The sequence below is a fragment of the Rhizobium sp. BK377 genome (assembly GCF_014193935.1).
Taxonomy (GTDB): domain Bacteria; phylum Pseudomonadota; class Alphaproteobacteria; order Rhizobiales; family Rhizobiaceae; genus Rhizobium.
The window spans coordinates 162,666-176,865 of the sequence record NZ_JACIAC010000005.1 but is presented as its reverse complement, the minus strand read 5'-3'; the positions used below and the strand labels follow the sequence as shown (position 1 = coordinate 176,865).

The window sequence follows — 14,200 nt, the reverse complement described above, 5'->3', positions numbered from 1 at the left end:
TTGCACTTCGAGCAATGTTTCAAAGGCCGGCCTTTCGCCGGCCTTTGTCGTTTCCATCTACAGTGACGCTTCCATGTCTAGTGACGTGGGGGGAAAATGATGCTAAAGCGGCGCGCAACTGCGGAAGGATGGCGATTTATCGCCGCTCCGCCCATTCATTTCTGCAATCATGCGTCAGCGGCCCGTAAGTCTTCCGTCTTTCCGGGATGGTTGCCATGTTGAGTTCGGGATTAGAAGATTATGTCCGTTATGGATGCGATGACCGTTGCCAACCCCGGTGTGAGGGCGCCTCTCGGCACTGAGCTTTCGCCAAAACCCTCGCTGATCGGTCTGACGCGCGAGGAAATGGGTGCGGCGCTGCGCGAAAAGGGCGTGCCGGACAAGCAGATCAAGATGCGCGTCTCGCAGCTCTGGAACTGGATCTATGTGCGCGGCGTCTCCGATTTCGATCACATGACGAATGTCGCCAAGGACATGCGCGAGATGCTGAAGCAGCATTTCACCATTACCCGGCCAGAAATCGTCGAAGAACAGATTTCCAATGACGGCACGCGCAAGTGGCTGCTGCGTTTTCCGCCGCGCGGTGCCGGCCGGCCGGTCGAGATCGAGGCCGTCTACATCCCCGAGGAAGGGCGCGGCACGCTCTGCATTTCCAGCCAGGTCGGCTGCACGCTCACCTGTTCCTTCTGTCATACCGGAACGCAGCGTCTGGTACGCAACCTGACAGCCGAAGAAATCCTCTCCCAGCTTCTGTTGGCCCGCGACCGGCTGGGTGACTTCCCCGATCGCGACGTGCCTGTCGGCGCCGTCGTCCCTTCCGAAGGCCGCAAGGTCAGCAATATCGTGATGATGGGCATGGGCGAGCCGCTCTATAACTTTGATGCCGTCAAGCAGGCCCTGCTGATCGCCACTGACGGTGACGGCCTGTCACTGTCCAAGCGTCGCGTGACGCTTTCCACCTCCGGCGTCGTGCCCGAGATCCTGCGCACAGGCGAGGAGATCGGCGTCATGCTGGCAATCTCGCTGCACGCGGTGCGCGACGACCTGCGCGATATCCTCGTGCCGATCAACAAAAAATATCCGTTGAAGGAGCTGATCGAGGCCTGCAGGAATTATCCAGGGCTTTCGAACGCGCGGCGCATCACTTTCGAATATGTGATGCTGAAGGACGTCAACGATAGCCTGGAAGACGCCAAGGGGCTGATCCAGCTGCTGAAGGGCGTGCCGGCGAAGATCAATCTCATTCCCTTCAACCCATGGCCGGGCACCAATTATCAATGTTCCGACTGGGCGCAGATAGAGAAGTTTGCCGATTTCATCAATTCGGCAGGTTACGCGTCGCCGATCCGCACGCCGCGCGGACGCGACATTCTCGCGGCCTGCGGTCAGCTCAAGTCGGAATCCGAGCGCATGCGCAAGACTGAGCGTCTTGCCTTCGAGGCGATGATGATCGCCAACCACGGCGCCGATGATTGATCAGCAAGTTTGATCTTCACTACAATTCTCCGCGATTGATTAAAGGGGACGCTTTTCCTAAAAGTGCCCCAAAATCATCCTGGAGGACACCCATGCGTTCAATTCTTCTGGCTTTTGCCGCAGCTCTGGCCCTGACGCTGCCGGCGAAGGCCGACGATGTCACCGTTGCCGTAACCGCAATTGTCGAACATCCGGCGCTCGATGCAGCCCGCAACGGCGTGCGCGACGCGCTGGCCGCTGCCGGCTACAAGGAAGGCGAGAACCTCAAGTTCGTCTTCGAATCCGCGCAGGGCAATCCGGCAACGGCAGCCCAGATCGCTCGCCAGTTCGCTGGTGACGGACCCAATGTCATCGTGCCGATCTCCACGCCGTCGGCCCAGGCCGTCGTTTCCTCAACACGCGATATCCCTGTTGTCTTCACTGCCGTGTCCGATCCGCTCGGCGCACAGCTCGTCAAGAACATGGACAAGCCGGGTGGCAACGTGACGGGCCTTTCCGACATGTCGCCGGTCGGCGAGCATATCGCGCTCATTAAGGAAATCCTGCCTGATGTGAAGACGATCGGCTACCTCTACAATTCCGGCGAGGCGAATTCGGTCTCGCTGCTGGCGGCACTGAAGGCTGAAGCTGAGAAGGCCGGCATCACCATCGTTGAATCGGCTGCAACGAAGTCAGCCGAAGTGCAGGGCGCTGCTCGTGCGCTCGTCGGCCGCGCCGATGCGATCTATATTCCGACCGACAACACGATCATCTCGGCGCTGGAAGGTGCGGTTGCCGTTGCCGAAGAAAGCAAGCTGCCGCTCTTCACCGCCGATACGGATTCCGTTTCGCGTGGTTCGATCGCAGCGCTTGGCTTCAACTACTATGATGTTGGCAAGCAGACGGGAGAGATCGTCGTGCGCGTGCTGAAGGGTGAGAATCCCGGCGATATCGCGGTGAAGACTGCGGCCGGCAGCGATCTCGTCATCAACAAGGCTGCCGCAGCCAAGATGGGCGTGACTCTGCCGGAAAGCGTCGTTTCGCGCGCCAACAAGGTCATTGAATAATCGACTGTCGTCCCAAGGCCTTAGTCATGATCAGCCGCTCCCGTTTGCACGGGGGCGGCTGATCATATTAAAAGGCTCCCGTTTCGCGACGGGCGGAATGGAAACAAAAAGGGGCTGAAAGCCTTGAGCCAAATTGCATTCTGGGGGGCCGTCGAGCTCGGCCTGGTTTATTCCTTCGTCGCGCTCGGCGTCTATCTCGCCTTCCGCGTTCTCGATTTTCCGGATCTGACGGTGGACGGCTCGTTTCCGCTTGGTGCAGCCGTGACCGCAGTGCTGATCATCGCCGGCGTCAATGCGTGGCTCGCAGCGCTGATCGCGATGGCAGCAGGGGCCGGAGCCGGAATGGTGACGGCGCTCCTCAATGTGCGCTTCAAGATCCTGAACCTGCTCGCCTCGATCCTGACGATGATCGCGCTCTTCTCCGTCAATCTGCGGGTGATGGGAAAGCCGAATGTCGCGCTTATCAATGCCGATACGATGATCAGTCCCTTCTTTGGCCAGGGGCTCAGGGATTTCTACGTCCGGCCGCTGTTCGTCGGCACTCTCGTTGTTATCGCCGTCATCGTCGTCTGGCGCTTCCTTGAAAGCGATGCCGGGCTGGCGATGCGTGCGACAGGCGCCAATGCCCGCATGGCCCGCGCCCAGGGTGTCGATACCAGCCGGCAGATCTATCTGGGCATGGCGATTTCCAATGCACTTGTGGCGCTTGGCGGCGCACTCTTTGCGCAAACAAACGGATTTGCCGACGTGACCTCGGGTGTCGGCACGATCGTCGTCGGCCTTGCCGCCGTCATCATCGGCGAGACCCTGCTCGGGCGCCGCGGGCTGCTGATTGCGCTCGTCGGATGCGTATTCGGTTCGATCATCTACCGCATCGCCATCCAGCTGGCACTGTCGAGTGATGTCATCGGCCTACAGGCTTCCGACCTCAATTTCGTGACGGCGGTTCTCGTGACCGTCGCGCTCGTTCTTCCCCGCCTTCGCGGAGGTGCAGCATCATGATCAGCGTCAAGGATATCAAGGTTGTTTTCGGGCGTGGCACGCCGTTGCAGAAACAGGCGCTGAACGGCGTCAGCCTGACTATCGAGCAAGGCTCATTCGTCACCGTCATCGGCTCCAATGGCGCCGGTAAGTCGACGTTGCTCGGCGTGCTCGCTGGCGATGTCCTGCCGAGCGAGGGTTCCGTGCTGATCGGGGAGACGGATGTGACTCGCAAGTCGACTGCAGGGCGTGCCGGTCTGGTGGCACGCGTCTTCCAGGACCCGCTGACAGGAAGCTGCGGCGCGCTGTCGATTGAGGAGAACCTTGCACTTGCCGGCCGCCGCGGCGAAAAGCGCGGGCTTGCCCCGGCGCTCGGCGGCAGCAGGCGCGATTATTTCCGGGAACGGATCGCCGAGCTGAACCTCGGGCTGGAAAACCGGCTGAAGGACCGCATGGACCTTTTGTCTGGTGGGCAGCGGCAGGCGGTTTCGCTCGTGATGGCGACGCTCGCCGGCTCCGAAGTGTTGCTGCTCGACGAGCACACGGCTGCGCTCGATCCTGGTATGGCCGAGTTCGTCATGAATCTCACACAGAAGATCGTTTCTGAACGCAGGCTCACGACGATGATGGTAACGCACTCCATGCGGCAGGCGCTGGATTATGGCCACCGCACGATCATGCTGCACGGTGGCGAGATCGTGCTCGATGTCGCCGGCGACAACAGGAAAAACCTGCAGGTCGAAGACCTGATCGCCATGTTCCGCAAGATGCGTGGCCAGACGCTCGACGACGATGCCCTGCTGATCGGCTGATCGAACGGTCAGCGTGCCTGAGTGAGCAGGATCTTAGCGGCGAAGACCGAGAAGACGCCGGCGAAAGTATAATCCATGCCGCGCAGTACTTTCCTGTTATTCTGCAGCCAGCTCGACAGCCAGTCGGCTGCCATGACGACGGTTGCATTGACTGGCATGCCGATCACGATGAAGCAAAAGCCAAGGAAAAGCAGCTTGTGCGTGACAGCCGGGTCGTTGGCGCTAACGAACTGCGGCAGAAAGGTCATGAAGAAGATGATGACCTTGGGGTTTAAGAGGTTGACCCAAAAACCCGTGGAAATGTTCGAAAAGATCGTCCCCTTAGGACCTTCGACCTTGGCGACCGTCAGTTTCGAGCCGAAGCGGATTGCCTGAATCGCCAGCCAGAACAGATAGGCGGCGCCACCCGTCTTCAGGATTAGGAAGGCGGTCGGCGAGGCGGTAATCAGCGCCGAGATGCCGAAGGCGACCAGCATTGTGTGCGCGACGATGCCAAGGCTGGTGCCGACAACCACGAAAAGCGCTGCCTTCTTGCCCTGCGCAAGCGCGCGGCTGATCGACAGCGTCATGTCAGGGCCGGGGGTTGCCGCAAGCAACAGGGTCGCGGCAGCAAAGGCAAGAAGCGTCGGAAGGCTCGGCAGGAAATCCATGGTGTACTCTGAAAGCCGGAAAGGTCCGACGACCTCTTATCCGGCTTTCAGAAAATTACCAATCAAACCTTCTGATGGCGCCGATTAATTCTGTTCAAGGAAGGCCTTGAACTTGTCGGCGTAGTCCTTGTGCCAGCGCGACAGCGGCGGACGATTTTCGATGATGTCGCCGATTGCCCAGGCCATGCGGCGCTCGTCCACCGGGCGGGCGACGTCGTTGTCCGGGCAGAGGATGTAGAAATCGCCGCGCTCCAAGCTTTCAACCATAAAATCGACCGTCTGTTCCGGCGTCCAGGCGCCAGCAGGCTTTTCCTGGTGATCGCCCTTGGTTAGGCCGGTAAAGACGAAGCCGGGTATCAGCAGATGCGCGGAAATGCCTGCGCGTGCAGTGTTGCGCAGTTCATGCTCAAGCGCTTCGGTGAAAACCTTCACGCCGGCTTTCGAGATGTTGTAGGCGGGATTGCCGGGCGGCGTGGTGATGCCCTGCTTTGAGCCGGTATTGATGATGAGGCCGGGTTCGCTATGGGCGATCATGCCTGGGCCGAAGGTTCTGACGCCATTGATGACGCCGAGAAGATTGACGGCGAGGATATTGTCCCAATTGGCCTGAGAGCTGAAAATAGAGGTTTCCGGGCCGATGCCGGCATTGTTCATCAATACGTGCACGCGGCCGAAACGCTGGATGACAGCGCGCTCGAGAGCCTCGATCTGCTCCTTCTGCGAGACGTCGGTCTCGACAGCCATCACATGTTCCTGGCCGACGATCCCCTCCAGCTCGGCGCGCGCTTCCGCGAGCTTTTCGCCACCGAGATCGGCGATGACGACGCTCAAGCCAGCCTTGGCAAAACGCTTTGCAGCGGCGAGGCCGATGCCGGAAGCACCGCCGGTGATGACGGCAACATTGGATTGCTTGAAAATGTCTTGAATATTTGTCACGGGACTGGCCTCTCCTCGGAGCATTGTTCGGACGCTGCCGAATATGGGCTCACGGTTTGCGCTGTCAAACCCTCAGGCGCCGTTTGCTGCCCTCCTTGCCCTTGCGTCACGCGCCAATCTCGCTAAAAGTGCCGAGATACCGGGCTTTGCGGGTGTGCCGCGGCCTTCATGCAACGGACCTCATCATCATGGCATCATACAAAGACGTGAAGAAAGTCGTGCTCGCCTATTCGGGCGGTCTCGATACCTCGATCATCCTGAAGTGGCTGCAGACCGAACTCGGCGCTGAAGTCGTCACCTTCACAGCCGATCTCGGCCAGGGGGAAGAGCTGGAGCCGGCGCGCAAGAAGGCCGAGCTGCTCGGCATCAAGGAGATCTATATCGAGGACGTGCGCGAGGAATTCGTGCGCGATTTCGTCTTCCCGATGTTCCGTGCCAATGCCGTCTACGAAGGCGTCTACCTGCTCGGCACGTCGATTGCCCGTCCGTTGATTTCCAAGCACCTCATCGATATCGCCCGGAAGACGGGTGCCGACGCGATTGCCCACGGCGCCACCGGCAAGGGCAATGACCAGGTTCGTTTCGAGCTTTCGGCCTATGCGCTGAACCCCGATATCAAGATCATCGCGCCGTGGCGCGACTGGGCCTTCAAGAGCCGTACCGATCTGCTCGAATTCGCCGAGAAGCACCAGATCCCGGTCGCCAAGGACAAGAAGGGTGAGGCTCCCTTCTCCGTCGACGCTAACCTGCTGCACTCCTCTTCCGAGGGCAAGGTCCTGGAAGATCCGGCGCAGGAGGCTCCTGAATACGTGCATATGCGCACCATCTCGCCGGAGGCTGCCCCCGACAAGGCGACCATCATCAAGGTGGGATTCCGCAGGGGCGACGCCGTCTCGATCAACGGCGTCGAGATGTCGCCGGCCACGCTGCTCGCGACCCTCAACAATTACGGCCGCGACAACGGCATCGGCCGCCTCGACCTTGTCGAGAACCGCTACGTCGGCATGAAATCGCGCGGCGTTTACGAGACTCCCGGCGGCACGATCCTGCTCGCGGCGCATCGCGCCATCGAGTCGATCACGCTCGACCGCGGCGCTGCTCACCTCAAGGATGAGCTGATGCCGCGTTATGCCGAGCTTATCTATTACGGCTTCTGGTTCTCGCCGGAGCGCGAAATGCTGCAGGCCCTCATCGACAAGAGCCAGGAGCATGTCGAAGGCGAAGTGACGCTTAAGCTCTACAAGGGCAATGTCATGGTCATCGGCCGCGAGAGCGAAAAGTCGCTCTATTCCGACAAGCTCGTCACCTTCGAAGACGACCAGGGCGCTTACGACCAGAAGGATGCCGCCGGCTTCATCAAGCTCAACGCGTTGCGTCTTCGCACGCTCGGCAAGCGTAACCTGAAGAAATAAATCACGCCGGACCGATATTGAAAGGCTCGCCGGTTCTGCCGCGCGGGCCTTTTTTTGTTGCGCTTATTGCAGGTTGTAACGTCTTGACGCGACAAAGCTATCGCCTAAGCTGAGCCGTCATCACCGGAGCATTTCCATGCCGCAATCCCTGCTTCTCGGCGCCTTCCTGGCAGCGCTTTTTTATGTGCTCATTCCCGGTCCGGCCTTCCTGCAGCTTCTCGGCATTGGCGCTGGGCAGGGGCGCAAGGCAGGCGCTTTCTTCATGATGGGCCATCTCGTTGGCGATATTATCTGGTCGGGGCTGGCGCTGATCGCGATCGTCGGTGCCAAGACGATCGGCACCTTCGTGTTCGACCTGCTGGGGCTTGCCTGCGGTTTCTATCTCGCCTGGATCGGCTGGAGTGCCGTCAATGCCAAGCCGAAGGCCGAGGGGCAGGCGCTGATGGTAGTGGAGCGACCATTCCGCCGCGGGTTGATTTTCGGCGTCACCAATCCGAAGGGCTATCCGGTGGCGCTTGCCACGTTCACGGCGCTGGTTGCGGGATCGGCAAATGCGCTCGATTTTCAGGCCCTGCCGATGCTGCTCAGCGTTTCCTTCGTCGGCTTCGTCACCGCTGACATCATCCTGATCGGCATCATTGGCGCCGGCGTGGTGCGCCGTTTCTACCGCGCACATGAGCGGCTAATCGTCCGCTGCTCCGGAGTGCTTTTCATAGGCTTTGCCGTCCAGGCGCTATGGCATGCCACGCCCGGCCTGCTGGGTTGGAGGAAGGCCTGATCAGTTTTCGCCGGCGAGAAAGCTGACGACCGACTTCAGCGTTTGAACCTCATTCGGGTCGCCGATCGACATGGCGATCTGAAGTTGATTTTTGTAATAGTCGAGGTAGTTAAAGCTCGTGCCGTCAGTCACATTGGACAGGTCGATAACGTTTCCGAGCGGATCGATCGCGTGCATAGGCAATGGTTCGGATATTGCGGCGAAAGTATTTTGATCGATCAAGCCGCTGTCGAAGCCCTGGCGGGCATAGCTGCGCAATTCACCCGCACTGACGGCTGTAAAATCAATCGCCTCCCGGCTGTCAAAATCCTGGATCTGGAATGATCCCTGGCCTATGGTCGGCTTGGGCTCAATTACAATATCAGCGGTCTTCGGACTTTTTGCGTTATTGTTTGTATTATTTTTGAATAGCAAACTCTGAGAAGACCGCAGGGAAAAAATTTCCATGCGCATGTCCTCTTACTTGAAGATCGAAGAAAACTAGCGCCTCGGGCTGATTCGCGTCAATCGTTAACGATTGGTTAATTTTTACGTATCAATTCTTGCCCACAAGATTTAGCCGGGCGGACAAAAGCCCCAGCCGCCCACATATCAATTCCGTTGGGGCCTCTCTATATTATCGATCGACCGGCCGGCATAAAGGACTTTCATATGTCTTCTCCCACTCAATTCAATCAGGCACTTGTCAACTGGAATGGCCTTCATGGTCTGCCGCGTTTTGACGCGATCGCTGACGGTGATTTCGCTGCTGCCTTCGAGTCCGCACTCGCCTCGCACGAAAGAGAGATCGACGCGATCGCCGGCAACAAGGAGGAACCGAGTTTCGATAATACTGTCGTCGCGCTTGAGCTCGCCGGCGATGAGCTGTCGCGGGTTTCCGCACTTTTCTGGAACCGGGCAGGTGCTCATACCAACGATGTCATCCAGGCGCTGGAACGGGAAATCTCGCCAAAAATGTCACGGCACTATTCGAAGATCGGCATGAATGCGGATCTCTTCAAGCGCATTGATACACTCTGGGAAAAGCGCGAAAGCCTCGGTCTGACGCTGGAGCAGACGCGCGTGCTGGAGCGGCATTGGAAAGGCTTTGTCAAATCGGGCGCAAAGCTGCCGAAGGCAGAGCAGGAGAAGCTTGCGGCGATCAATGAAAAACTTGCGGGCCTCAGCACCGGCTTCGGGCAGAACGTGCTCGCAGACGAGAAGAGCTGGTCGCTGATCCTCTCCGGTGAAGAAGACCTCATTGGCATTCCCGATTTCCTGCGCGACGCGATGGCGGCGGCTGCCCGCGAACGCGGTGAGGATGGCAAATATGCCGTAACACTGTCGCGCTCGATCATCGAGCCGTTCCTGACTTTTTCGGAGCGCCGCGATCTGCGCGAACAGGCCTTCAAGGCTTGGGTGGCGCGTGGCGAAAATGCCGGCGCGACCGACAATCGCGGCATTATCAGAGAGACTCTTGCCCTGCGTGACGAGGTGGCGAAGCTTCTCGGTTACGGCAACTTCGCCGAATTGAAGCTCGATAACACGATGGCGAAGACACCCCAGGCCGTGAACGATCTGTTGCGCGCCGTATGGACGAGAGCGGTGAAACGCGCCCGTGAGGAAGAAGCCGATATCGCCGGATTGATTGCGGCCGAGGGCAAGAACCATGAGGTTATGCCTTGGGACTGGCGCCATTATGCGGAGAAGATCCGCGCGCAGCGATTCAATTTCTCGGAAGCGGAGCTGAAGCCCTATCTGCAGCTCGAAAAGATCATCGATGCCTGCTTCGACGTTGCCGGCCGGCTGTTCGGCATTCGCGCCGTCGAGAAGAAGGGCATTGCTGCCTATCATCCCGACGTGCGGGTCTTCGAGATCCGCGACCGGGACGACAAGCTGGTCGCACTCTTTCTCGGTGATTATTTCGCTCGCAGTTCAAAGCGCTCGGGCGCCTGGATGAGCTCTTTCCAGTCTCAGCACAAGCTGACGCTGAAGAACGGCCATCACGGCGAGCTACCGATCATCTACAACGTCTGCAACTTCGCAAAGCCCGCAGAAGGCAAGCCGGCGCTGCTTTCGCTCGATGACGCGCGCACGCTATTCCACGAGTTCGGCCACGCGCTGCACGGCATGCTCTCCAACGTCACCTATCCCTCGGTATCGGGTACCGGCGTCTCCCGCGATTTCGTGGAGCTTCCCTCGCAGCTCTATGAGCACTGGCTGACGGTTCCTGCCATCCTCAAGGAATATGCCGTGCATTTCGAAACCGGAGAGCCGATGCCCCAGGCTCTGCTCGACAAGGTGCTCGCCGCCCGCACCTTCAATTCCGGCTTCAACACCGTGGAGTTCACTTCTTCCGCCTTGGTCGACATGGCCTTCCATACGCGCGACAAGGTGGACGATCCGATGGCCGTTCAGGCTGAGGTGCTTGCGGAGATCGGCATGCCGAAATCGATCGTCATGCGCCACGCCACGCCGCACTTCCAGCATATCTTCTCCGGCGGTTATTCGGCCGGCTATTATTCCTACATGTGGTCGGAAGTGCTGGATGCAGATGCTTTTGCCGCCTTCGAAGAGACGGGCGATGCCTTCAACGGCGAGATGGCCGCAAAGCTTCGGGACAACATCTACTCCACTGGCGGCTCCGTCGATCCGGAAAACGCCTACAAGGCTTTCCGCGGCAAGCTGCCGAGCCCGGACGCAATGCTGGTCAAGAAGGGACTTGCGACCTTCGAGGAATTGACAGGCAGCGACGCTTAAGACAGTTTGATGACATCGAGCAAAGCGGCATGGTGAGAACCATGCCGCAGCTTTCGCGTGCCACCCCCTTTCGCAATCGCGAAAAAAACGGTATGAGCGCGCCAACATAAATGGCGCGTCCACTTGGCGTAGCGCCCCAGCCTCAGAGATTATGACATATGGCACTTCGCAACATCGCGATCATCGCGCACGTTGACCATGGCAAAACGACCCTCGTCGACGAGCTTCTGAAACAGTCCGGTTCGTTCCGCGAGAACCAGCGCGTCATGGAACGCGTGATGGACTCCAACGATATCGAAAAAGAACGCGGCATCACCATTCTCGCCAAGGCGACGTCGATCGAGTGGAAAGACACGCGCATCAACATCGTCGACACGCCCGGCCACGCCGACTTCGGCGGTGAAGTCGAGCGCATCCTGTCGATGGTGGATGGCGCTATCGTTCTCGTCGATGCTGCCGAAGGCCCGATGCCGCAGACCAAGTTCGTCGTTGGCAAGGCCCTGAAAGTTGGCCTGCGCCCCATCGTTGCCATCAACAAGATCGACCGCCCGGACGCTCGCGCCGAGGAAGTCGTCAACGAAGTCTTCGACCTTTTTGCCGCGCTCGACGCGACCGACGAACAGCTCGACTTCCCGATCCTTTACGGTTCCGGCCGTGCCGGCTGGATGAACTACGATCCGGCAGGTCCGACCGATGAAGGTCTCGCGCCGCTGCTCGACCTCGTCGTCAAGCACGTTCCGGCGCCGAAGGTGGAAGAAGGTCCGTTCCGCATGATCGGCACCATCCTCGAAGCCAACAACTTCCTCGGCCGCATCATCACCGGCCGTATCGCTTCTGGCTCGATCAAGCCGAACCAGGCAGTCAAGGTTCTGGGCCAAGATGGCAAGCTTATCGAACAGGGCCGTATCTCCAAGATTCTCGCTTTCCGCGGCATCGAGCGCCAGCCGATTGAAGAAGCCCATGCCGGCGACATCGTTGCCATCGCTGGCCTCTCGAAGGGCACCGTAGCCGATACCTTCTGCGATCCGTCCGTGACGGAAGCCATGAAGGCCCAGCCGATTGATCCGCCGACCGTTACCATGTCCTTCATTGTCAACGACTCGCCGCTTGCAGGTACCGAAGGTGACAAGGTCACGAGCCGCGTCATCCGTGACCGTCTGTTGAAGGAAGCGGAAGGTAACGTTGCGCTGAAGATCGAGGAAAGCGCCGACAAGGACTCGTTCTTCGTGTCCGGCCGTGGCGAACTTCAGCTCGCCGTTCTCATCGAGAACATGCGCCGCGAAGGCTTCGAGCTTGCCGTTTCGCGTCCGCGCGTCGTCATGCACAAGGATGACGCCGGTCAGCTTCTCGAGCCGATCGAAGAAGTCCTCATCGACGTTGACGAAGAGCATTCCGGTGTCGTCGTCCAGAAGATGTCCGAGCGCAAGGCCGAAATGGTCGAGCTTCGCCCGTCGGGTGGCAACCGCGTCCGTCTCGTTTTCTACGCGCCGACCCGCGGCCTCATCGGCTACCAGTCGGAACTGCTGACGGATACGCGCGGCACCGCGATCATGAACCGCCTGTTCCACAGCTACCAGCCATACAAGGGTGAGATCGGCGGCCGCGTCAACGGCGTACTGCTCGCCAACGAAGCCGGCGAGGCCGTTGCCTATGCCCTGTTCAACCTGGAAGACCGCGGCCCGATGATCATCGACGCCGGCGAGAAGGTCTATATGGGCATGATCATCGGCATCCACACGCGCGACAACGACCTCGAAGTCAACGTGCTGAAGGGCAAGAAGCTGACCAACATCCGCGCCGCCGGCAAGGACGAAGCCGTGAAGCTCACTCCGCCGATCCGCATGACGCTGGAACGTGCACTTTCCTGGATCCAGGAGGACGAACTGGTCGAAGTGACGCCGAAATCGATCCGTCTGCGCAAGATGTATCTCGACGCCAACGACCGTAAGCGTTTCGAAAAGTCGAAGGCCGCTCTCTAAGAGCCTAAGCTGCAGCTTCAAACCCCGGCCTTCGTGCCGGGGTTTTTTATTGTGCGCTGCGCCGATTCCGGCTTGTGACAATCGTTAAAAAAGCGTTAAATTTTCTCCGTCGTCCACATATCAAGTCTGTGGGCAATCGATCACGATGCGGTCGCCGCATATGGTTAATTGCCTCCGGCAGGACCAGAGTAAGCGTTATGAAGACGTTGTCGATCGATGTCCGGCGGGCCGAACCGCATGATGCCCGAGCCATTTCGGAAGCCCACCGGCTTTCATGGCAGCATACCTATGCCGGCATCATTCCTCATCGCGCTCTGACCCAGATGATCGAACGTCGCGGAGAAAACTGGTGGCGCAAGGCGACCCGCGGTCCGGCAACTTTGCTTGTCCTGGATGTAGCAGGCACCGTTGCGGGCTACGCAACCCTCGGCCTTAATCGCGCCCGCGCATTGCCTCAAGAAGGCGAAATCTACGAGCTTTATCTGCGCCCGGAATATCAGGGGATCGGTCTCGGAAAACTGCTTTTCGGCGAAGCCCGGCGGCTGCTGAAATCTCTCGGCTGCAACGGCCTCGTCGTCTGGTGCCTGGAGGAAAACGAGACCGCCGCCAACTTTTATCGCGACCACGGTGGTATGGACTTCTGCGAGGGCATGGAAAATTTCGACCATAAGCAGATTAAAAAGATCGGCTTCGTTTGGAACTGATTGCATGCGCCGAAGATGCTGCATCTTTCATTAGAGAAATTTTATATTCTGGGGCCTCGCATATTATACATCGCTTGCGAGGCATGTTGCGTTGCGAGATGAAACCGATTAACTGGCTTCGAGCAATTCAACCTCCCGGGAGTTTCCTATGCGCATCGACGCCGTTTCAATCGGTAAGAATCCACCTGAAGACGTCAACGTTATCGTCGAGGTTCCGGTCGGCGGTCATCCGATCAAGTATGAAATGGACAAGGAAGCCGGCACGCTGGTCGTCGACCGTTTCCTTTATACGCCGATGACCTACCCGGGGAACTACGGCTTCGTGCCGCATACGCTCTCGGAAGACGGTGACCCGATCGACGTGCTGATCGCCAGCACCCGTCCGCTGGTTCCGGGCTGCGTTATCAACGTCCGTCCCATCGGCGTTCTAAAGATGGAAGACAATTCCGGCAAGGATGAGAAGATCATCGCCGTTCCGTCGCCGAAGCTGACGCTGCGCTACGAGAAGGTCAAGGACTACACCGACCTTCCGGAAATCACGCTGAAGCAGATCGAGCACTTCTTCGAGCACTACAAGGATCTGGAACCCGGCAAGTGGGTGAAGATCTACGGCTGGGGCGATTCCAAGGAAGCCGGTGGTCTCATCCTCGAAGCGATCGAACGCGCCAAGAAAGAAAAGGCCTGATC

At 59.0% G+C, this 14,200-nt stretch carries 13 protein-coding genes; 10 read left to right on the top strand and 3 right to left on the bottom strand.

Annotated features, from left to right (window positions below):
* Positions 1-240 precede the first annotated feature (240 nt).
* From rlmN to FHT92_RS20475, 4 genes are all read left to right on the top strand, one after another.
* Positions 241-1,476 carry a 23S rRNA (adenine(2503)-C(2))-methyltransferase RlmN gene (rlmN, locus tag FHT92_RS20490; protein WP_183828791.1) on the top strand — a complete coding sequence of 412 codons (1,236 nt, stop codon included), beginning with the start codon at positions 241-243 and terminating at the stop codon, positions 1,474-1,476.
* 92 nt (positions 1,477-1,568) lie between these two features.
* The gene (locus tag FHT92_RS20485) at positions 1,569-2,522 is read left to right on the top strand and encodes an ABC transporter substrate-binding protein (protein WP_183749445.1); all 954 of its coding nucleotides are present in this window, start codon (positions 1,569-1,571) and stop codon (positions 2,520-2,522) included.
* A 123-nt stretch (positions 2,523-2,645) separates the two neighbouring features.
* Positions 2,646-3,524, top strand: a complete 879-nt coding sequence (locus tag FHT92_RS20480; RefSeq protein WP_183749446.1) for an ABC transporter permease — start codon at positions 2,646-2,648, stop codon at positions 3,522-3,524.
* Entirely contained in the window at positions 3,521-4,315 is a 795-nt protein-coding gene (locus tag FHT92_RS20475; RefSeq protein WP_183828788.1) for an ABC transporter ATP-binding protein, read from the top strand. The genes FHT92_RS20480 and FHT92_RS20475 overlap by 4 nt, the downstream gene beginning before the upstream one ends.
* 8 nt (positions 4,316-4,323) lie before the next feature.
* Here FHT92_RS20475 and FHT92_RS20470 read toward each other — a convergent pair whose 3' ends face one another.
* Positions 4,324-4,965, bottom strand: coding sequence for a LysE family translocator (locus FHT92_RS20470; protein ID WP_183749448.1), 642 nt, complete (start codon positions 4,963-4,965; stop codon positions 4,324-4,326).
* A gap of 84 nt (positions 4,966-5,049) precedes the next feature.
* Positions 5,050-5,901 carry an SDR family NAD(P)-dependent oxidoreductase gene (locus FHT92_RS20465; RefSeq protein WP_183828785.1) on the bottom strand — a complete coding sequence of 284 codons (852 nt, stop codon included), beginning with the start codon at positions 5,899-5,901 and terminating at the stop codon, positions 5,050-5,052.
* Positions 5,902-6,089: 188 nt separating this feature from the next.
* On the opposite strand from FHT92_RS20465, the gene FHT92_RS20460 reads away from it, so the two are divergent.
* Positions 6,090-7,313 (top strand): argininosuccinate synthase, encoded by a 1,224-nt coding sequence (locus tag FHT92_RS20460; RefSeq protein ID WP_183749450.1) that lies wholly within the window; start codon positions 6,090-6,092, stop codon positions 7,311-7,313.
* A gap of 136 nt (positions 7,314-7,449) precedes the next feature.
* Positions 7,450-8,091: a LysE family translocator gene (locus FHT92_RS20455; protein WP_183749451.1), complete on the top strand. Its 642-nt coding sequence runs from the start codon at positions 7,450-7,452 to the stop codon at positions 8,089-8,091.
* On the opposite strand, the gene FHT92_RS20450 is transcribed toward FHT92_RS20455, so the two are convergent.
* A complete protein-coding gene (locus FHT92_RS20450) occupies positions 8,092-8,538 on the bottom strand; it encodes a hypothetical protein (RefSeq protein WP_183828782.1) in 447 nt (148 codons plus the stop codon).
* Between the two features lie 204 nt (positions 8,539-8,742).
* On the opposite strand from FHT92_RS20450, the gene FHT92_RS20445 reads away from it, so the two are divergent.
* From FHT92_RS20445 to ppa, 4 genes are all read left to right on the top strand, one after another.
* Positions 8,743-10,830: a M3 family metallopeptidase gene (locus FHT92_RS20445; protein ID WP_183828779.1), complete on the top strand. Its 2,088-nt coding sequence runs from the start codon at positions 8,743-8,745 to the stop codon at positions 10,828-10,830.
* 158 nt (positions 10,831-10,988) lie between these two features.
* Positions 10,989-12,809 (top strand): translational GTPase TypA, encoded by a 1,821-nt coding sequence (gene typA / locus FHT92_RS20440; protein ID WP_183749454.1) that lies wholly within the window; start codon positions 10,989-10,991, stop codon positions 12,807-12,809.
* A 197-nt stretch (positions 12,810-13,006) separates the two neighbouring features.
* The gene (locus tag FHT92_RS20435; protein WP_183749653.1) at positions 13,007-13,513 is read left to right on the top strand and encodes a GNAT family N-acetyltransferase; all 507 of its coding nucleotides are present in this window, start codon (positions 13,007-13,009) and stop codon (positions 13,511-13,513) included.
* A gap of 148 nt (positions 13,514-13,661) precedes the next feature.
* Positions 13,662-14,198 (top strand): inorganic diphosphatase, encoded by a 537-nt coding sequence (gene ppa, locus FHT92_RS20430; RefSeq protein WP_183828776.1) that lies wholly within the window; start codon positions 13,662-13,664, stop codon positions 14,196-14,198.
* Positions 14,199-14,200: the final 2 nt, after the last annotated feature.